The 19008-nt window shown below is 47.3% G+C and carries 17 protein-coding genes and 1 tRNA gene; 4 read left to right on the top strand and 14 right to left on the bottom strand.

Translation table 11 applies throughout. From position 1 onward, the window contains the following. Positions 1 to 63: 63 nt before the first annotated feature. From LEPBO_RS0103545 to LEPBO_RS36040, 8 genes are all read right to left on the bottom strand, one after another. Complete coding sequence (locus LEPBO_RS0103545) at positions 64 to 579, bottom strand: hypothetical protein (RefSeq protein ID WP_017286158.1); 516 nt, start codon at positions 577 to 579, stop codon at positions 64 to 66. 42 nt (positions 580 to 621) lie between these two features. Continuing rightward, positions 622 to 692 (bottom strand) — tRNA-Cys (locus LEPBO_RS0103540). 22 nt (positions 693 to 714) lie between these two features. Continuing rightward, complete coding sequence (gene upp, locus LEPBO_RS0103535) at positions 715 to 1350, bottom strand: uracil phosphoribosyltransferase (protein ID WP_017286157.1); 636 nt, start codon at positions 1348 to 1350, stop codon at positions 715 to 717. Positions 1351 to 1352: 2 nt separating this feature from the next. Further along, a complete protein-coding gene (locus tag LEPBO_RS0103530) occupies positions 1353 to 2552 on the bottom strand; it encodes a URC4/urg3 family protein (RefSeq protein WP_017286156.1) in 1200 nt (399 codons plus the stop codon). After that, positions 2545 to 3807, bottom strand: coding sequence for a GTP cyclohydrolase II (locus LEPBO_RS0103525; protein ID WP_017286155.1), 1263 nt, complete (start codon positions 3805 to 3807; stop codon positions 2545 to 2547). Before LEPBO_RS0103525 ends, LEPBO_RS0103530 begins: the two co-directional genes overlap by 8 nt. Before the next feature lie 117 nt (positions 3808 to 3924). After that, the gene (locus tag LEPBO_RS0103520; RefSeq protein ID WP_017286154.1) at positions 3925 to 4485 is read right to left on the bottom strand and encodes a hypothetical protein; all 561 of its coding nucleotides are present in this window, start codon (positions 4483 to 4485) and stop codon (positions 3925 to 3927) included. 36 nt (positions 4486 to 4521) lie between these two features. Continuing rightward, on the bottom strand, positions 4522 to 4791 hold the full coding sequence (locus LEPBO_RS0103515) for a hypothetical protein (protein ID WP_017286153.1): 270 nt from the start codon (positions 4789 to 4791) through the stop codon (positions 4522 to 4524). A gap of 88 nt (positions 4792 to 4879) precedes the next feature. Further along, positions 4880 to 6151 (bottom strand): pentapeptide repeat-containing protein, encoded by a 1272-nt coding sequence (locus LEPBO_RS36040; protein ID WP_017286152.1) that lies wholly within the window; start codon positions 6149 to 6151, stop codon positions 4880 to 4882. A 35-nt stretch (positions 6152 to 6186) separates the two neighbouring features. On the opposite strand from LEPBO_RS36040, the gene LEPBO_RS0103505 reads away from it, so the two are divergent. Further along, positions 6187 to 6639, top strand: coding sequence for a GNAT family N-acetyltransferase (locus LEPBO_RS0103505; RefSeq protein WP_017286151.1), 453 nt, complete (start codon positions 6187 to 6189; stop codon positions 6637 to 6639). Positions 6640 to 6658: 19 nt separating this feature from the next. Continuing rightward, positions 6659 to 9319 carry a glycosyltransferase family 39 protein gene (locus LEPBO_RS36035; protein WP_017286150.1) on the top strand — a complete coding sequence of 887 codons (2661 nt, stop codon included), beginning with the start codon at positions 6659 to 6661 and terminating at the stop codon, positions 9317 to 9319. Between the two features lie 774 nt (positions 9320 to 10093). Here the strand turns inward: LEPBO_RS36035 and LEPBO_RS0103495 are convergent. After that, on the bottom strand, positions 10094 to 10291 hold the full coding sequence (locus LEPBO_RS0103495; RefSeq protein WP_017286149.1) for an NblA/ycf18 family protein: 198 nt from the start codon (positions 10289 to 10291) through the stop codon (positions 10094 to 10096). Positions 10292 to 10515: 224 nt separating this feature from the next. Between LEPBO_RS0103495 and LEPBO_RS0103490 the strand changes: the two genes are divergently transcribed. After that, a complete protein-coding gene (locus LEPBO_RS0103490; protein ID WP_017286148.1) occupies positions 10516 to 10716 on the top strand; it encodes a hypothetical protein in 201 nt (66 codons plus the stop codon). On the opposite strand, the gene LEPBO_RS0103485 is transcribed toward LEPBO_RS0103490, so the two are convergent. From LEPBO_RS0103485 to LEPBO_RS36025, 5 genes are all read right to left on the bottom strand, one after another. Beyond that, positions 10681 to 11949: a DNA methyltransferase gene (locus LEPBO_RS0103485; RefSeq protein ID WP_017286147.1), complete on the bottom strand. Its 1269-nt coding sequence runs from the start codon at positions 11947 to 11949 to the stop codon at positions 10681 to 10683. The genes LEPBO_RS0103490 and LEPBO_RS0103485 overlap by 36 nt on opposite strands. Positions 11950 to 12165: 216 nt before the next feature. Further along, positions 12166 to 12594, bottom strand: a complete 429-nt coding sequence (locus LEPBO_RS0103480) for a SufE family protein (RefSeq protein WP_017286146.1) — start codon at positions 12592 to 12594, stop codon at positions 12166 to 12168. Between the two features lie 177 nt (positions 12595 to 12771). Further along, a complete protein-coding gene (locus LEPBO_RS40790) occupies positions 12772 to 13338 on the bottom strand; it encodes a CAP domain-containing protein (protein ID WP_017286145.1) in 567 nt (188 codons plus the stop codon). A 503-nt stretch (positions 13339 to 13841) separates the two neighbouring features. Beyond that, positions 13842 to 16739, bottom strand: a complete 2898-nt coding sequence (gene polA / locus LEPBO_RS0103470; protein ID WP_017286144.1) for a DNA polymerase I — start codon at positions 16737 to 16739, stop codon at positions 13842 to 13844. A gap of 51 nt (positions 16740 to 16790) precedes the next feature. Continuing rightward, positions 16791 to 17147 carry a hypothetical protein gene (locus tag LEPBO_RS36025; protein ID WP_144056137.1) on the bottom strand — a complete coding sequence of 119 codons (357 nt, stop codon included), beginning with the start codon at positions 17145 to 17147 and terminating at the stop codon, positions 16791 to 16793. Between the two features lie 836 nt (positions 17148 to 17983). Here LEPBO_RS36025 and LEPBO_RS0103460 point away from each other — a divergent pair. Next, the gene (locus LEPBO_RS0103460) at positions 17984 to 18997 is read left to right on the top strand and encodes a response regulator (protein ID WP_017286141.1); all 1014 of its coding nucleotides are present in this window, start codon (positions 17984 to 17986) and stop codon (positions 18995 to 18997) included. The last annotated feature ends 11 nt before the right edge of the window (positions 18998 to 19008 follow it).

The following is a 19008-nucleotide window of genomic DNA, read 5'->3' as shown; positions in this document are numbered from 1 at the left end:
TGCAGTTGCTTCGTATTGCTGCCGTAGTCGTTGGTCATCCATCGTGGAACCCCTGCTCTTGAATCACATGACTCCAAATTCAAAATAGCGCAGATCCTCTTTGTCTGGATCTTGTTCATAGTCTGGCATATTCTGACGCTGGTAAGATTCTTCTGCCTCTGGCAACGAATGCAAGCCGACGCGCCCCTGATAGCCCAAACTAACGCTTCGCTGCCGAGCGAACAGCAACAGGGCGGAGCCAACACCCTTGAGATAGGGCGGGTCTTCTAGATTTTGTCGATTCCAGGGGGCAGAGGTAAGGGCTTCAACGTAAACGAGTCCATGGATAGGATTCGGCCAGGAACGATGCCACTGAGTTTCGAGCCACATCAGCCCTTGTGTGAGTCCTTCGTACTCGATCGCATAGGCTTCAAAGCGAGCGTCATTATTTGAGAGGCGCTTTTTCATCGCCCAACTCCAAAAAGCGTCCTCCTCATTTAATTCCAGCAGCATCCCGCGCCAAAGGTTCTCAAAATCGTCGAGATGACGAGATTGCACGATAGCCGGAACATCCTTCAAGTCGATAATGGGGCTTTTCACAGAGCGAAAGATCTGGTCGTCCTAGAACAGATTTTATTAAGAAGGCGGCACCCAGATTCGAACTGGGGGTGGAGGTTTTGCAGACCTCTGCCTTACCACTTGGCGATGCCGCCGAATTGCATCGCTACTATCATATCACTTTGTGCCGAATAAACGATCGCCTGCATCCCCAAGTCCCGGAATAATATATCCATGTTCATCTAATCCTTGATCGATCGCGGCTGTATAGATGGGAATTTCAGGATGATGCTCTTGAAAATGCCGAATTCCTTCCGGGGCTGCCAAAATGCAGAGAAACTTGATGGATTTAGGATTGGTTTGCTTGAGACGATCGACAGCAGCGATCGCAGAATTGCCCGTTGCCATCATGGGATCAACGACCAACATATCGCGCTCTTCGGTATCGTCAGGCACTTTGAAATAATATTCGATCGGCACAAGCGAATGCGGTTCGCGATAGATTCCGACATGCCCAACTCTTGCCGAGGGAATTAATTGCAGAATGCCATCGAGGATGCCTTGCCCTGCTCGCATAATCGAGACGACGACTAATTTTTTGTCGGCAGCTAAGACGGGAGCTTCCATTTCAGCCATGGGAGTTTGAATCGTTTCGTAGCGCAGCGGTAAGTCGCGAGTAACTTCGTAAGCCAGTAACATGCTGATTTCGGTCATCAGCGATCGAAATTTTGCTGTGCTGGTCGTTTCTCGTCGCATCAAACTAAGTTTGTGCTGAACTAAGGGATGCTCGATGATCGTTAAATTTTCAGCCATAGTCAAAAAACAGTTCCGTCACTAGAAATTTGAATGGGGGGAGTTCCGCCGGGGCGAAGAGCAGCGGCAATTTTGCGTCCGGCTGTCCAGGTTCCGCCTTGCAGAACTTTGACAAGTGGGAGAGACTCAGGCGTTAAACCAAGCTTTTTGCGAATCGTGGCGGCAATTCGATCGAGTAAACACACGGTTAAAGCTCGCCATTCAACAATCAACTCGGAATCGGCAGCATGGGGAATCTCTGCCAGTTTGGGATCTTTGAGTTGAAGTAGCCCAAGATCGAGACATAAGCCGCCATTTCGGTATTCGGGCAGCCCAGTCATTTGATCGAGATCAATGATTTTCAGTCCTAAATCTTGCAAGGGTTCGAGTAGAGAATAGGTCAACCATTGCGAGAGCTTGTGAAACGGAATGAGTTGATCCCCTGATAAAGACGAATGTTTCCACACGTCCCCTAAGTTCACGCCCTCGATCGATAATCTCCCTGACCAGATTTCACCCAATCCAATCAGAACGGCATTCAACACAACGACCGCAGAAAGCTGTCCTTGGTCAGCGTGACCGATGAGATAATTAACCAGATTGCCAGGACGAGGTACATCACCAAACAGATCGGGGGATTGTTCGATCGTCTGTCCCAATTTTTGCAGGAGCGCGGATCGTCCTTCCAAGCCAACCAAAGGATTTTCAGAACCGACTTGAAAAAACGCACCGATCTGCTCAGGTGTAATCTGCTTCAGGGCTGTTGCATCCGCTTGATAAGGATGCTTCGAGAAAGCACCTTGGCAGAATGCATCAAACGACGCGATCGCTAAACCTTCGGATCGCGCCCAAGTTTTCTGAGTCGTGGCTTCATGATATTTCCAGCAATCGCCTGCGCCTGCATCAAGCAACACGCTCGGAATCACGAGATCGAATTTTGCTTTTGCTTGCTCGATTTTAGACCGTGATTCGATCGCCTGTTCAAGCTGACGGACGCGAGGAATATTGCCGACTTCAAAGTGTCGCCATCGACTATGAAACGGCACATCCAAATCAGGGTAATGTTCGCGAATTACAGCGATCACGTAATCGGCAACGGCATCAAGTTGCGTCAGATCGACTCGAAAATAAGGGAGTTGATCAGCCTGGGCTAGCTCGAAGAGTTCGTTGCAGCGCTCTCGAATCGCGGTGGGCGATCGCAAATATTCAACTCGATTAGTCACTCAGTCCTCGTCCTTTAATCTCAGCTAAGGCTTCTTCGGTGAGCACTTCACTTTCGGTGTAGTATCCTGCCGCTTTTTTTGCCTCGATTTCGACCATTGCATCCGCTGGAATCAATTCTTCTGGAATCGGCACGCGCGTCACAATTTCAATGCCCGATCGCGTCACGGCATCGTGTTTCATATCGCTCATCGAAATAAAGCGATCGATGCGCGTAATCCCTAACCAGTGCAGCACATCCGGCATGAGTTCTTGGAATCGCATATCCTGAACGCCTGCCACACATTCGGTGCGGGTGAAGTAAGCATCCGCGCGATCGCCGCCTTCTTGACGTTTCCGAGCGTTGTAAACCAAGAATTTAGTGACTTCGCCGAGGGCACGTCCTTCCTTACGCAGATAAACGATAATGCCTGCGCCACCTTGTTGAGCAGTTTGCACACATTCTTCGATGCCGTGAACCAGATAAGGGCGACAGGTACAAATATCAGACCCGAAGACATCCGAGCCATTGCATTCGTCGTGAACGCGGACGGTAAGCGATCGATTAGGGTCAGTAATCGCGTCAGGATCGCCCACAATATAGACGGTGATGCCACCGATTGGGGGCAAGAAGACTTTGATATCGGGACGGGTAATCAGTTCAGGGAACATGCCGCCCGTTTGCTCAAATAAGGTGCGACGTAAGAGGCTTTCTTCAACGTGCAGGCGTTTTGCCAGTCCGGGAAGATACCAAACTGGCTCGATCGCGGCTTTAGTTACGACTAAATCGCCGCCTTTTTTCATGATTTCGCCATCTTCTTGCAGGCGACCTTTGGCGATCGCGTCTTGCAGTTCTGGCATGTTGATGTGCGCTTTGGTAATTGCGATCGTCGGTTTGATGTCATAGCCTTGCTCATACAGATCGCGATAGACTTCTCCGACAATTGCCCCAAAGGGGTCGAGCGAGACGATTTTATCGGGATCTGACCAAGCGGGGTGGGCGTGAAGCAGGGCAGCCGGAGCCGTATTCGTTAAATCAGCACGATGGTTGGCATCGAGTTTGCCACTGGCGACAGCGAGAGCACGATAGACGGCATAAGAGCCAGAATGCGTTCCGATCACATTACGGTGGGCAGCCGTGGTGAGTGTGCCAATAATTGCACCGCGTTTGATCGGATCGGCTTCGCCCCAGTGGATGGCGATCGATTTAGAAAATTTGGCGGGATGAGATGTGAGAACGATCGGACGTGGCGTTGAACGTTTGGGCTGACTGACCATAGACACTTCGCACCGAGTCGGGTTTTAAAGTTCTGATCGTATCAAGAGACTTGAACAATGAGTAGTGTCTTAGGTAGCAGACAATCGGATTTTCTTGTAAATGAATTTTTCTCGAACTTATTGCTTGCCATAAGTGAAAGGTGTCCCCCACATTGTCCAGTTCTCTTTGTTGAAGGGAGAACGCCAGCGCTGGATCAGGGCGAGTTCGAGTTTTTGGCGATCGCGGGTTTTGACAGGAGCATTTGACCAGAAGGCGATGCCGAGTGAGGAGGGGAGTTGATAGTCGTAGTGGGCTTGCCGATAGTTGAGTAAGTAGCGTTTGCAGTCGTGTTCGCCTTTCCAGCGTTGATTCGATTTGATGGTTTCACCGACATAGAGAACGATCGGAAGTTCGTAATCAATCACGAAATAGAGGGCTGCAACGCCTTGATCTTCGGCTTTTTGTCGCCAGAATTGGGTGTTTTGTTGGGGAAGTTTGAACGGGTCGATCGCGTACGGATCAGTTTCGATCGACTCAAAGAGTGAGACTTGCTGTTGGGGAGTCAGAGCTGTTTGATAGTTGAAAATTCTCTGTTTCCAGTCTTTGAGCACAGACTCGCTGAGGTTTAAATGCTCACGTGAGGCAGATTCGTTTGACCAATCAGCGTTGGTAAACAAAGAGGGCTGTTCAACAATCATAGGGGGCGTGATGATCGACTGCGATAGGATATCACGCTATTGCGAAGTTGAGGATTTCGGTTGAGCAGGTTGCTCAAATAGACTTCTCGGAGCAGCTTTTCGGAAAGCTCCGCAGTAGTGCATGGTCAGAACTGCTTTATATGCCCAATCTTGAGGAGAAACATCGACAAAGGGATTAGGCAGAGTCTCAGCTCGATTTTGGGTGCACGCTTGGTAGATCTCTTCAGAAGTGGGTTGGCGTACAGGAGCCTGGGCAACCGTCGGACGCGAAAGCCATAAGGTCGTGGAGAGAAGTGATTCTAGCATTGTGACGTTGAAGCGCAACGCGATCGATTCTAGCGCTGAAATCCTTGAAGTCGGGCAACTTGCCCGACTCCACCGTTAATCCAGTTGTTTACTTGATGGCTTGAAACCCAGTTGGGCAAGCGGCAGGCTGATTGTTTGGCACATTCAAAGGCAACTTGGGTAGAACTGGCTTCGCTTCTTGACTGACACAAAGACGAGTCATCGATACCTTTTCCTGCGAGCCACGGGAAGTCGAGACTAAACCGATGTAAGTTTTGAAACCGCCCGCTTTGGGAACCGCAGCAACGACCGATAAACGAGTGCGATCGCCCTGAGAAAAGACCCGATAGGCATATTGCTCAGAGTCTTCTAATCCCAACTGTAACTCGTCAACTTTAGTAGCAAATTTGGTATGTTCCAGCAAGTAAGCTTGCTGGGCGCGCATCATCGCTTGTACATTCGGAAGCGTCTGGGCTTCGGCTTCCTTTTGTCGGGCATCGGTTTCGTTTTGAAATGCCTCGGCTAAATTGGCATTGCGGGTCTCTTTTAGGCTCGCCCCTTCTAGAATTGCGGCTTTTAATAAGGCAGATTGTAAATCAGCACGATCGAGCACTGCTCCTCTCAAATTTCCTTGAATCAAACAAGCATCCCTGAGGTTTGCGCCCGTGAGATTTGCATTGGTCAAATTGCCCCGAATTAAGACTGCACCCGCAAGATTTGCTCCAGCGAGATTGCTCCCAACCAAATTTGCAGGCACAAATTCTAGCCCCAGCCGCCGAAACTCTTCGTTCTCCTTCTCAGGACTGGGGAAAGGTGCATTCTGGCAAATTAGGGCAGTAAACATTGCAGGAGAGTACGTAGACCCAAAGAAGGGGATTGCAGTGCTTCGGATCGATCGAAATCCACTGAAGAACACGCCACTGAGATTTGTCTCGCTTAAATCTGCACCCTGTAAGTTCACACCAATCAAATCAGCATTCTGAAGTTTTGCACCGCGCAGAGTCGCACCTCGAAGTTGCACACCTGTGGTCGTTGCATTCTTCAAATAGGCTTGGGTCAAATTAGCCTGCGTGAGATTGGCATTTTCGAGCGTTGCTCGATCGAGATAAGCCTGCTGCAAATTTGCACCACTTAAGTCGGCATCGCTAAAGTTTGCCGAGCCAAGATTCGCACCTTTTAAAATTGCGCCTTTGAGGTTCGCATTGACTAAATTTGCACCGAATAAATTTGCGTCTGTGAGATCAGCGTTACTCAAGTCACAATTTGGACACTGATTTGTCTTCAGTAACCGCTGTAAATGATCCGGGTTGGCAGCGTTAGCAGGTGATACGGTTGCAAAGAATGCAATTCCGGGGAAAATGGCGAGAAGAAGTCGTCTCATCGTGAGAAAATGCTACGTTCAAATTGAGTTGACATATGATACTCGAACGATCTCCCGCTCAGCCTACGATTAAAGTCGCGGATTTTCGGCGCGATTTTGAGGCAATTCAAAGCATTCGGATACGTGTTTTTCAAATCGAACAAGGCGTAGATGCCGCACTAGAATTTGATGGATTAGACGCAGATGCCGTACACTTTTTAGCCTGGGTTGGACAAGATGCAGTCGGAACATCAAGAATTCGATTTCTCTCTCCCCAAACTGCAAAAATGGAACGATTAGCCGTTTTACCTGAATTAAGAAAATACGGAGTTGGTCGCCAAATTGTCGAAACCGTTTTAGAATTTTTGGCTAACAAAAATATCGCGACTGTGCAAATTCATGCTCAAAGTGCAGTGGTTGAGTTCTATCGAAAACTTGGATTCATTCCTGAAGGAGAGGAATTTGAAGAAGCAGGAATTCCGCACATCAAAATGAGCTATACATTTTAGAGAATTGGGATAGGTGTGAGTGTTCGCAAAACAGCAATCTTCGGCTTGGAGAAATGGAATTCCGATCGTGGTCACGGTCTGGGCAATCGGCTTTGTTGTCGATCGCGTTTGGTTTTGGGTTGATCGATCGGTTCCAGCGTGGGATCAAGCTGAGTATTTAACGGGTGCAATGAATTTCTGGCGAGCCTTCCAGCAACCAAGCTGGTTTTCGCAAGAGTGGTGGACAAGCGTTTGGCTTTTGACTTCTAAGATTCCACCGCTTGTATATTTAATCACTACTCCTTTTATTCAGATATTTGGCACCGGGGAAACGCAATCTACGTTAGTCAATTCATTGTTTAGTGCGATTCTACTCTCGTCCGTTTATGGATTGAGCCTTCGACTCTTTAATCTCCAAGTCGCCCGATGGGCAACAGCATTGTGCTTATTGCTACCAGGACTGTCTGTAATCCGATTGGATTACTTGATCGATTTTCCACTGAGTGCGATCGTTACACTGACATTTTTTCTATTAACGCTTTGGGCGACGGATACGGTTCGCCCGGTTGCGGATCAGCAATCTCAAGTCGTGACTCAGCCCAGCGTTGTTTCTGTGACTCAATCGATTGCGATCGTGCAGTCTTTCCCATTACCTCAAATTTCTGCTTTGCGATCGTGGTTGTATGCAGCAGGATTTGGGGTTTCGTTTGGGCTTTCCTTGTTAACGAAACAACCCGCACTATTTTTCTTATTCACTCCGATTGTGTGGCTGAGTGTTGTTTCCCTTCGGAAAAGAGCTTGGCGACGATTCATTCAGTTAGCAGTGGGAATTGCGATCGCCATTGCAATCTGTTTGCCGTGGTATCGCACGAATTGGTTAATTATTCTGACTGCGGGAAAACGAGCAACCGTTGATAGTGCGATCGCAGAAGGTGATCCTGCTTTAACGAGTATTGAAGCTTGGATTTATTACTTCAAAGCGCTGCCGGGTTTAGTGTCTGTGCCCTTATTTGCGGCGGGAATCGCGGGATTGCTTCTCTATTGGAAGCGATCGGTGATCGAACAACAATGGTCGCAAGTCGAAGGGCGCTGGCTCAAAACTCTGGACTATCGAGGTATGGGGCGCAGAGGTTACAGACGAGAAATTTATCAGGCTTGGTTTCAGTCGGTGCGTTGGTTGTTGATCTTTTTGATCGGCGCTTATCTGCTCTGTTCGTTGAATGTGAATAAAGACGATCGCTATATCACACCTTTACTGCCCGTATTAGCGATTTTGCTTGCTCAAGGACTGCTGCTTTTTCCCGATCGCTTAAAGATTTTCCGCTGGGGTGCGATCGCGCTTTCTAGCATTTTGATGATGTTCAGCTTATTGCCGCTCGAACTCAGCCCGAAATTTCTGCAACTTCCTCATGCACGTCATGCAGTACTCGCGAGCGATTGGCATCAAGCGGATGTCGTGAATGCTGTGATTGAAGCTGACCCTGCTTTAGTCACGACGATCGGAGTTTTGCCTTCGCTACCAGAATTTAATCAGCACAATCTCAACTATCAAGGCACGCTGAGAAACTTTCAGGTGTACGGGCGGCAAGTCGGAACGAATGTGAAACAGGTCGAACAAGATGCACGATCGCTGAATTGGTATGTCACGAAAGACGGTGCTTCAGGAGCAATTCGACGACCTCAAGCGTATGCTGCTTTAAATACTGCGATCGCTGAAAACCCAGATTTCCAATTGCATCGAATTTGGAAGCTCCCGGATCAAACTCAACTTCAACTTTACCGCCGAGCGATTGCGCCGATCCGCGTTGCTCCCCATCCCCAACCGATCCAGCAAGTCAAACTCGAACAAATCCGGATTCCCAATCAAGCGGCTCCTGGAAAACCGATGCCTGTAACCTATCGTTGGTCAGGGTCTTGGAAACAGCTCCGCTCTGGCTTACTGTTACTCACTTGGAACCGAGTTGCAGACGATGCGACGACTGCTGCAAATCCACCTGTGACACGTTGGTTTCATGACCATGCGATCGCGCTTGGCAACCTACAACCGAGTTCGCATCCTGAGCAGGCAGCTTTTCAAATTACAGAACGTCTCGCGGCTTTACCGCCTCCCAATGCTCAAGGAACCTACACGTTAACTGCCGCTTATCTAAACCGTGAAACGAAAGCGACTTATGCGATCGATGTTCCCGACATTCGCTTAACGATTGCTCCGACTGCGACGACTGAAGCTCCAGAGTTAGATTTTGTGACTCAACTGCGCTCACTTGCCACAACGATGCCGCAGGGAATCAAAGCACTCGATCGTATCTTTGAGAAAGTGGGTCAACTCAATCAATATGATCCGGTTCAGGACTATGTAACGCAGGCTCGACAGATTCTCGAATACCGCTTCAATCAAGAGCCAGATAATCTTGAGTTTGCCTATGGATTAGCACTCGCCAATGTCCTCAAACGCCGCGTTCAACCTGCGATCGAAACGTTTGAGCGGATTACGCAATTAGATGCAAAGAACCCGATCTCTTATGCTTATCTTGCTTTCGTGAATTTGTATGACTTCCGAGCGTCAGCGGCTCAGAAAGCTTTAAATTCAGCGATCGCGCTCAATCCAGCTTTGAAAGAACTACGATCGCTCAATGCTGTAGCAGGATTGATGCAAGGAAATCTCGTACAAGCTTGGCAGGAATATCAGCGATCGAGCTAAAGCAATCAAACGTTAGACTGCGGATTGCTTCTAGACGATCGCACAACTCTGCCCGACAGATAACGTCAGTTCGGGTTAATGTTTGGGCGGCTGGCGAATGGAATTCGCGCCTAAACAGACAAAGTGCGCGGCGGCGCACTCACAGCCCTCTTCAAAAATTAGTCCACGACGGTGGACTTCGTTTGTCTAGCCGCGAATTCTATTCGCATCGGCACAGGGGCGAAATCCCTTATCCCAAATTCACGTTAGATACACTTATTGAGTATGTTGAGTGGCACTACCCACAAAACCATGAAATAATTTCAATGCTGCACAACAGGCAAAGGGTGCTAGTGCTCAAGCTAGCTCAACTCCAACGTGCTTTGCCTGGAGGGAAATAGCAATCAACTTGTCCTAGCCATCTAACGCTGTAACAGACTAGGTTCAAGAAGATTTCCGCAATGCGCTGACAGAAATGGAGAAGGTCGAAAAAGTCGCCAGTGCCTTAAGCGCTCTTTAGGAAAGGCGTGATCAAACCGCTTAAGACTCTGCCCCAAACGACAATAACGCGGCACATTTTTTCAAATCATCAGGCAGGCTATCTTCCTGTGTGCCTGATAAGCACTGATGATTTGGAAGTTGGCAGTTCGTGTGAAGGTCGTGAGATTTTACAAACTGAATCGAGTGAAGCGAAATATCAGGAAGGGTTTTGCTTGAACGCCCCACACCCCTGCTCTTTTCTGCGTTTGAGAACAAAGCAAAAGTTCGAGGTCGCTCGCGCGACGAAAGCGGAGACTAGAGCATTGGTGAGCCGGGTTCTAAGCCCCATTGCTGTTTCAGGAAGTGACGATACATCGCTTCGCGCATCAGCATTTGCTCATACAACTGGACGAGGAACTCTTGAGCCTGTTCACGGCTCATTTGCTGCACCTGGGTCTCGAACGACCGAATGCTGAATTGTTGTTCCAATGAAAGTTCTACAGGTTGACTCATACGTAATACACTCCAAATGAAAGAGAGTAGACCAATTACAGGATGACATGTCCCTTTTGTCAAGGTAGTTTATCCTGAACGAACCGGATGATTCTTCGAGGATTCCCTGACTCAGTTTCAAATCCTACACTTGATATTAAAAAAGATAACAAGCATTTGACAAAATAACCATCCGCCACTGGGGTAATAATTGCAGAGATAACCGTACATCTAGGGAGGGGCTTATGATTATCGGGTGGCTGATTTTAGCCTGGATCGGGGGAGTAGCAACGATCTTGGGGAGTTTGATGACGATCGCGAGTTTGATTTTCAGCGTCGTCATTGAGGGTGATTTGAAAGGAAAATTTAAGCTATTAGGATTTTCAATCGGATGTACGATCGCTGGTTTTTTAATACTGCGATTCGCTCCCGTTCCATTTGAGTAAGACGACTTCTTCTCGCAATTGCTCTTTGGTCGCAGTTGCCAAGCGGGTTCGGAACAGCTCAATATCGACGACTTCATAGCCGAGGGATTTGGCTAGGTCTGCAATCAGCTCTCCGGTGCGAATCATCACTCGAAAGTAAGAGGCTTGATCCCCGACGACGTAAGCAAGTTGTGCTCCCGGTCGCAAGGCTTGCCGCAAGTCTGCTAAATGTCTTGCCATTCCGCCGAAATAGAGTTTTGTCGCTCGGGCGTATTGCCGCTCAAAACCGCTGGTTTTTTTGAGTTCAATTCGTTTGGCTTCGATTTCGGCTGCGATGCGCTGAATTTCTGGATGGTTCGCGACCCAGTGATCATCGTCATCGGTTCGGTAAACGCCGCGCGAGTTCGATCGCATTAACCCCTGTTTCATCGATCGTAGGTCGATTTTCGTTTGCAGAAATCCCAAGACGACCGATTCTAAACGGGTAGCACGAGTGTAATCCTTCTCATTCGGATACGGGGGCGACGTGATCACAGCATCGATCGAGTTCGGCTCTAAAACTTGCAATAAGCTGCGCGAGTCGGCATGGTGAACGGTTGCAGGAATCTCTTTCAATGGGTGAAGATGTTGCAGATCTCTTGAAATTTGCTGCATTTCATTCAGCCACAGTTCGATCACGGGCGCATCTTGTTTGTATTTTCCAACACTGACTTCTGGGGCAAATTTTAAATTGCTCACCGAATAGACCAGAATTTTTGCCAGAGCGAGTTTTTCGTAGCGATCGCAGTTTTCATCCCGATGTTGCTCTAATTGATCGAGTAAAACTAAGGCCTTGTGCAAAGGCAATTCGCTGATGGAATTTTTCAGGAGTAACTGCGATCGCTCTTCGTCTAACGTGCGTAACGGTTGATCCAGATTGGCATGGGCGAGTTCTGCAATTTGAGTGGCGTGAGCCATTAAGCGATCGGCTTCCATATGCCAATTCACTTTCGTGGTTCCCGCGAACCACGCCATTTTATTCGCTTCGACTCCGACACTGGGAATGCCTAATTTTTTGCATTCGACGACAGTTGTTCCCGTCCCGCAGAACGGATCGAGTACAGTTTGATCGGGTCGAATCGCAAAATCTTTGAGGTGTTTCTGAACTAAATGTGGCGGAAACGATAATACAAAGCGATACCAATCGTGAGCGGCACGATCGTGATCTCGAATGTGATTGAGATCAGAACTACGCCGCTGACGACGCGCTCGCATAGGATGAATGGGTAAATCGGGGATAGTAGGCTGATAATATTCCAACGGATTCAACAAGCGCGCTTTAGCACTGAATTGTAGAAGAGCGATCGATTTCTGGCAAGATTTTGCTTAGCGGCAACAATAACACAATGCTGCATTCGAGAACATTGCCAGAAATGCCGCAACATTAGAGTTTCAGCAACCCTAAATAAGGGAGCGATCGCGCAAATTTAATCAGTTCATCAACCCTTGCGATTTCTGTTTCATCTTCGCGAGAATGTTATAGAAACCATTGGCGCGAGAGGGGGTCAGGCTTACATCAAGTCCAGTTGCTTTGATAAAGTCAGGTGAAAGATCGACAACTTCTTGCGGGGTTAAACCACTTAAACCTTCCACTAAGAGAGCCACTAAGCCTTTGACTAATTGCGAGTCTGAGTCTCCCTGAAATTGAATTTTGTCATCTTCTAAGTTCGCAACGACAAAGACTTGAGAGGCACAGCCAGCGACTTTATTTTCTGGTGTTTTTTCCGCTTCTGGAAACGGTTTGAGGCGTTGCGCCAGAGTGATCAAAAGTTCGTATTTGCGTTTCGGATCGGTCGATCGAGCGAGACGTTGCACAATACGATCGAGTGCGGGTGGAAGTTGGGCGGATGACAGTGACATAACTCACGACTATCTAAGTCTTTGTTACTTAATTGTAATCTGTTCGGTTCGATCGTAGGTCAAATCTCCAAGGTCTGGGAGAACTTGGAGATCTGACTTGAACCCGATTGGAACATCAACCTAGCGCATGGAATCCGCCAGGTTGATGAGAGTCACAATTTTATGAGCGTCACAATTTTATGAGAGCCTCATTGCCGTCCCAAAGTTTTGCGTCCAGTAACCGTCGTAGTAGCCCACTCCGATTTCTTGGAGATTGGGGTCGAGAATGTTTTGGCGGTGTCCGGGGCTATTCATCCAAGCTGTAACAACATCTTGAGCAGTCGGCTGCCCAAATGCGATGTTTTCTGCGGCTCTGGAATAGTTGTAGCCTCCTGCCCGCATACGATCCCAAGGTTGGGAGCCGTCGCGACCTTGATGGCTGAAATAGTTATTGCCTGCCATGTCTTGGCTATGTTTTTCAGCCACATCATTCAGGGTGAGATTGAGGCTCAAAGGAGCTAAGCCAAACTGTGCCCGTTGTTGATTGGTCAGATCGAAAACCTGTTGTTCAAATGCACCAAAGCCTGCATTGGTGGATTGAACAGGGGCAGGAGGAGCGGGTTGCAGAGGGGGAGGACTGCTGGATTGGGATGGAACCGGGGTGAGGTTCGATCGAGTTGTGAGTTGAGTTTGGAAGCGTCCACCGAAGGCGGCTTGGTTTGCTTGCAGTATTTGATTCAGATGGTCAACTGAGCGAATAATCATGTTGATTTTCCTTGAATGACAATATGCAGAAAGCAACCTCATGCCAAATTTGACCTCGCATTGAGATCTGACGAAGATTGGTTTCCTGGGGCGATAAGCTCGATCGCCGATTAGACAACTGTGAAAACTTGCCTGAGTCCGAATAAGGTAAGACTCAATGAGGAAAGGAACACAATAAAAACCTGATTAGAGGATTGCTCGTACAGACTTATGGATTTAGAGTTCGTTGACAATGTACTGAGCAACAGTGTGATCAATATTGCGGTGGATGCACGGGGGTTAATGTAAAAGGAAAGTAAACTCTATCTTTTGGCATATGTGCTACTTCTAATTTTGGAACAGGGTTACTTGCGGGAATTTGGGGGTCAAATTGGAAATTGACCCTAGAATCTAACTTCTAAGGTCAAGCTGAAATGTGCCAGTTGTTAATCTGATCGAAATTAGAGATGCGATCGCACACTTTTTCTTCATCGCAGCTTTAAACACGTCGAGGATACAGGTAATTATTTTGTTTCCATCCAGTTATTGCCCGATCGAATATCAACCACTAAAGGCACGCTCAACGAAACGGCATTTTCCATTACGGACTTAATTTTGGGCTGTAATTCTTGCCAAGCATCCGGTTCGACTTCAAACACCAATTCATCATGTACTTGCAAGAGCAATCTCGCTGGATAAGCTTTCAACACTTCATGTAAGTTCGCCATTGCAATTTTGATGATGTCAGCGCTAGACCCTTGAATCGGTGCATTTGCAGCGGCTCTGAGAGCTTGAGCTTCAAATTGGTCACGCAGTTTGATCTGATCGAGTTTAATCGTGTCAGGTGATGTGCCCCGCAGTTTGAGAAGTGACTCAGACGTGAAATTAAAATAGCGTCGTCGCCCTTTGATCGTTTCAACATAGCCATTGGCAATCGCTTCTCGTTGCATCTGCTGCAAATACTCGAAAACGCGGGAATAGCGATCGTTAAATCGTTCAATAAAGGTCTTCGCCTGAGAGGTTGGAACGCCTGCTTCTCGCGCAAATCGCTGCGCTCCCATGCCGTAAATCACGCCGAAGTTAATAATCTTTCCGAGCCGCCGTTCTTCTGAGGAGATTTCATCTTTCTCCATTAATAGTCGAGCAGTGAGAGAGTGAACATCTTCATTGTTGCGATAGGTCTCCAGCAAGACAGGCTCTTGGCTCAGATGCGCTAAAATTCTCAACTCGATTTGAGAATAGTCTGCCGCAACCATAAGCCACCCGTCTTCAGGAATGAACGCCTTACGGATTTGGCGACTAAATGCTGTCCGAATCGGAATGTTCTGCAAGTTAGGATCAGACGAGGATAGCCGACCTGTAGAAGTGACTGCCTGATTGAAATCAGTGTGAACGCGATCGGTCTTCGGATTGATCAAATTTGGCAGCGCATCGACATAGGTTGATTTCAGTTTTGATAAGGTGCGATGTTCCACGATCGCATCGACTACGGGATGATCGCCTTGTAATTTCTCCAGGGTTGCAGCATCGGTAGAATACCCTGTTTTCGTTTTGCGAGATTTCTTTTTATCGAGTCCTAGTTTTTCAAATAACAACTCACTCAATTGTTTCGGAGAACCGAGACTAAATTTCTGATTTGCCGAGGCATAGGCGCGTTCTTCGATCGCAGCTAGTTCTGTCTCTAAGGATTTTGAAAATTGGACGAGATAATCTCGATCGATTCTCACCCCGGTCGCTTCCATCTCAGCTAAAACAGGCTCTAAAGGCTGTTCAATTTCTAAAAGCAGCTTGTAGAGAGCAGGAATGGCTTCAAGTTCCGATCTCAGAAGCGGAACTAATCGAAACACAGTGTAAACATCCATTCCGCAATAGTCTGCGACTGCAGGAATGGCAATATCAGCGATGGTTTTACCTTTGGGAACGAGATCAGTATATTCTTTTGCATGAATTCCTAAATTGCGATATCCGAGATCGCTAAGTTTATGACTCGCTTCAGGATTAAGAACATAGCTGGCTAACATTGTGTCGAACACAACACCAGCCAGTTCGATTCCTTGAAAGCGAAACACTAAGCGATCGAATTTTGCATTCTGGAATGACTTCGGATATTTCACGTCTTCAAGAATGGGACGCAGCGCTTCGAGCACGATCGCTTTATCGAGATTTGTGCCTTCGATATGACCGATCGGAATGTAAGCCATCGCATCGGATTCTGCACCCCAACAGCACCCAATTCCCACTAAATCAGCTTTGATCGGATCAAGATCGGTCGTTTCAGTATCCCAAGCGATCGTTTCTTTTGTCGTTTTTAAGCGATCGACGAGTTCTTTTAGTTTCGCTTCTGTATCAATAATTTGTGGAGTAATCTCGACTAATTCAAACTTTTCAGCATTTGCCGTATCTTCTGCGCTGAAAAACCATACATCCTCATCTGTATATTGTTTAACAACAGGTGTATTCGTTGCTGATTTTGCTGCACTTTCTGTTGTACTCAATTCGCCACTGAGTTGTCGCTTCCATTTCTCGATCTTGTTATAAAACGATTTGAATTCTAATCGTTCAATTAATGGCAGGAGTGTTTCTTCATCGAATCCCTGAAGTTTACAATCAGCCGGATCAATTTCTAGGGGAACATCTAAGTGAATTTGCGCCATCCATTGAGAATGCCGCGCGGCATCGATTCCTTCTTCTAATTTCTTTCTGACTGCACCTTTGATTTCTTCGATCGAGGCGTAGACATTTTCTAATGATCCATATGTTTTGAGTAACTGACTTGCCGTTTTCTCTCCAATCCCTTTTACACCAGGGATGTTATCGGATGTATCGCCACAAAGCGCTTTGAAATCTACGACCTGAGAAGGCAAAACCCCTAGCTTGAGTTTCACCTCTTCTACTCCAAATTCTTTCGGAGGCGGTGCGCCTTTGCCATAGCTGGTACTCATATATAAGATCTTGACTTTTTCGTCTGGATCAACCAGTTGAAACAAATCTCGATCGCCACTCAAAATCTTCACGTCGAAGCCTTCTTGACTGGCTCGCCGCGCCATCGTTCCGATTACGTCATCCGCTTCGTATCCGGGGACAACGACGATCGGTAAATTCATCGCCTTCAAAACTTCTTGGAGATTATCCAGATCTGGCTTAAAGTCTTCTGGCGTTTCAGGACGACCCGCTTTGTAAGTCTCGTCTGCGTCATGGCGGTACGTTGCGCCTCCTAAATCAAACGCGATCGCTAAATAATCCGGCTTTTCTGCTTCCACCGTTTCGAGCAAGGCTTTGAGAAAACCGTAAGATACACTCGTCGGAATGCCAGATTTTGTTCGCAATCCACCATCGCGACCTTTCGCAAACGCATAATAGGCGCGAAATGCCAGCGAATGACCATCGACGAGAACGATTTTAGGGGAAGAAGTAGCGCTCAAAATATCGACTAACCAAAAAAGACAGATCTTATTGTAGCGATCGAACGCGAGTTAGACCCTCTGCTCAAGGTTAGCTTCCAAATTGGGCAACAAGGTTTGGTTGATCAATTCTTCGAGAGTCTGAAACTCTTCGGAATTCAGGTTGCCTTGACGATAAGTCTGATAACAATGCTGCAACGCCCACTTCACAGATTCGCGATCAGCGCGACGTTTGGCAGCCGTGCGAGCCGAAAACAGCGTGGGGTAATTTTGGCGATCGCTGACCGCCAAACGACAGCCGGGAAGCCAGCAATTGAAGATGTACCCCTCTGCGTCAGTCAAAATCTCAATGAGCCAGCCGTGATATTTTTCTTCAAACATGGTCAGAGTTGAAATAGCGAGCGGTGAAGGGAGGGCAAGCCTTGACATAAAAAACCTGCTCGCAACGAATCAAGCGAAACTCGTTACGAACAGGTGAGAAACTTCGGTTGATTTAGTTTGCGACTGCAATTTCCTCATTCACGGAGAGTGCAGCGCTTCCCTTTCCCAGCGACCGAAGCTCTTGCGCCGTTTGAACGCAAAGAGATTTCCCAGATTTCTCTGAATTCAGAATACTCAATTCGGGTGAAATTGCGGGGGAGAATTCGGGGAGTTTTCGGGGAGACAAAAAAGCGACATCTATCAAGAGTCAGATTATTGGGATCAACAGGGTGAGATCTGAATTTTGAAGAAGCAGAAAAAACCGAGGGCTGGAGTTGATGCTGTCGTTAATAAAGTTCTCATAATCGAACACCGTGTTTCTACGTAGATTTTTCTCAGGGTAAATACTGAAATATCAGCCAGGAAAATTGGTATCAAAAGCGATCGTTTTCGCAGAAAATTTAATCTCTAGCTCTCGAAAATGCGATGAGACTTAGGTTTTAGAAGATACGCAGCTAGAGAAAAGTTGAGCGTTCCCGCTAAATCATATCTTCAAGATTCTCTTAAGAAGGTTGTCATTCTCCGTAAATACCAGTAAGCTCTTAAATAAGTTAAGTCGTGTGTACCAGCATCTATCGCTTGTCCTAATCAATCAGAATTTTGATCGATCGCTGTTGCGGCAATATCAGGGGCTTAGATTAACTCAAACGAATCTAAAACAGGGTTGCACTTCCACTCGCCTAAGAATATGTGGTTTCAGAGTCCTGAGATCAGGCTCAAACTTGCCATACATTCAAATCTAGGGCGAAAAAGATGAAAAATCCTTGAAGTTGTGATTCAGCGCCATGGTCAAATCTTATCCCAGCCTGCATCCTCACCGATTACTGCTTCGTCTCATTCATCAGCGTTTGACGGGATGCTTGAAAGTCGAAACCAGTATTGCGGACTGGTCAATCTACTTCAGTGAAGGCGAACTGACCTTTGCCACCAGTTCTCTTAGCCCATTTGAAAGACTAGATCGGCATTTGGGGCGGTTGAGTCAGCATATTCCCACCCTAGGCGGTGCAGTACGATCGCAGGTTCGTGCTTTGTTCGATCGTAAGCCGCTCACTAATCACAGTCGGATTAGCCCGGATTATCAAGCGATTTTAAGATTAGTCGAACAACAATATCTATCGATCAGTGAAGCCCAACAGTTGATCAAGCAGTTGGCTCAAGAAGTGCTCACCGGATTTTTGATGCTGTATGAAGGTGAAACTCAAGTCATTGAACGTGCAGAGTTTGATCCCTATCCAGAGCTTTGTCGAATTGAGCTTTTACCGCTCCTTGCACAACGGTATCAGCCTGCTAAAACAACGGCAACGATAGTCCGCGATCGAGCAGTTGGCGATCGAACACTTGGAGATCGAACAGTTGCTGTTGCCCCAGTGATGGAGCGTCCGATTCAGACTTTAGAAGTTCCCTCAAAGCCTGTTCAAGCTTGTACACGATCGTACAAAATCATTTGCATTGATGATAGCCCCTCAATTTTGCAAGCGATCCAAAGCTATCTTGACGAGCAGTTTACGGTCTTCATGATTCATGATCCTCTCAAAGCCGTCATGCAAATCATGCGGCAGAAGCCGGATCTGATTCTCTTAGATGTAGGGATGCCGAACTTAGATGGATATGAGCTTTGTTCGATGTTGAGACGACATCCCGGTTTTCAAGCAACCCCGATCATCATGGTGACTGGACACACTGGATTCATCGATCGAGCCAGAGCCAAATTAGTGGGAGCGTCTGGATATTTAACAAAACCGTTTACGCAAGCTGACCTACTTCAAACTGTAGCTCAGTATCTTCCAACAAGAGGATAGAGAGAAATACA

The sequence above is a fragment of the Leptolyngbya boryana PCC 6306 genome (assembly GCF_000353285.1).
GTDB classification, from domain to species: Bacteria; Cyanobacteriota; Cyanobacteriia; order Leptolyngbyales; family Leptolyngbyaceae; genus Leptolyngbya; species Leptolyngbya boryana.
This window is presented reverse-complemented; position numbering and strand designations above follow the sequence as displayed.

What these genes read in the sequence shown, in the direction of transcription:
- LEPBO_RS0103505 (WP_017286151.1), top strand. Translation starts at nt 6,187, where the DNA reads ATGATACTCGAACGATCTCCCGCTCAGCCTACGATTAAAGTCGCGGAT.
- LEPBO_RS0103480 (WP_017286146.1), bottom strand. Translation starts at nt 12,594, where the DNA reads ATGTCACTGTCATCCGCCCAACTTCCACCCGCACTCGATCGTATTGTG.
- LEPBO_RS40790 (WP_017286145.1), bottom strand. Translation starts at nt 13,338, where the DNA reads ATGATTATTCGCTCAGTTGACCATCTGAATCAAATACTGCAAGCAAAC.
- LEPBO_RS0103520 (WP_017286154.1), bottom strand. Translation starts at nt 4,485, where the DNA reads ATGATTGTTGAACAGCCCTCTTTGTTTACCAACGCTGATTGGTCAAAC.
- LEPBO_RS0103485 (WP_017286147.1), bottom strand. Translation starts at nt 11,949, where the DNA reads ATGCGAGCGCGTCGTCAGCGGCGTAGTTCTGATCTCAATCACATTCGA.
- LEPBO_RS36025 (WP_144056137.1), bottom strand. Translation starts at nt 17,147, where the DNA reads ATGTCAAGGCTTGCCCTCCCTTCACCGCTCGCTATTTCAACTCTGACC.
- LEPBO_RS0103495 (WP_017286149.1), bottom strand. Translation starts at nt 10,291, where the DNA reads ATGAGTCAACCTGTAGAACTTTCATTGGAACAACAATTCAGCATTCGG.
- LEPBO_RS0103515 (WP_017286153.1), bottom strand. Translation starts at nt 4,791, where the DNA reads ATGCTAGAATCACTTCTCTCCACGACCTTATGGCTTTCGCGTCCGACG.
- LEPBO_RS0103525 (WP_017286155.1), bottom strand. Translation starts at nt 3,807, where the DNA reads ATGGTCAGTCAGCCCAAACGTTCAACGCCACGTCCGATCGTTCTCACA.
- LEPBO_RS0103460 (WP_017286141.1), top strand. Translation starts at nt 17,984, where the DNA reads ATGGTCAAATCTTATCCCAGCCTGCATCCTCACCGATTACTGCTTCGT.
- LEPBO_RS0103490 (WP_017286148.1), top strand. Translation starts at nt 10,516, where the DNA reads ATGATTATCGGGTGGCTGATTTTAGCCTGGATCGGGGGAGTAGCAACG.
- LEPBO_RS36040 (WP_017286152.1), bottom strand. Translation starts at nt 6,151, where the DNA reads ATGAGACGACTTCTTCTCGCCATTTTCCCCGGAATTGCATTCTTTGCA.
- upp (WP_017286157.1), bottom strand. Translation starts at nt 1,350, where the DNA reads ATGGCTGAAAATTTAACGATCATCGAGCATCCCTTAGTTCAGCACAAA.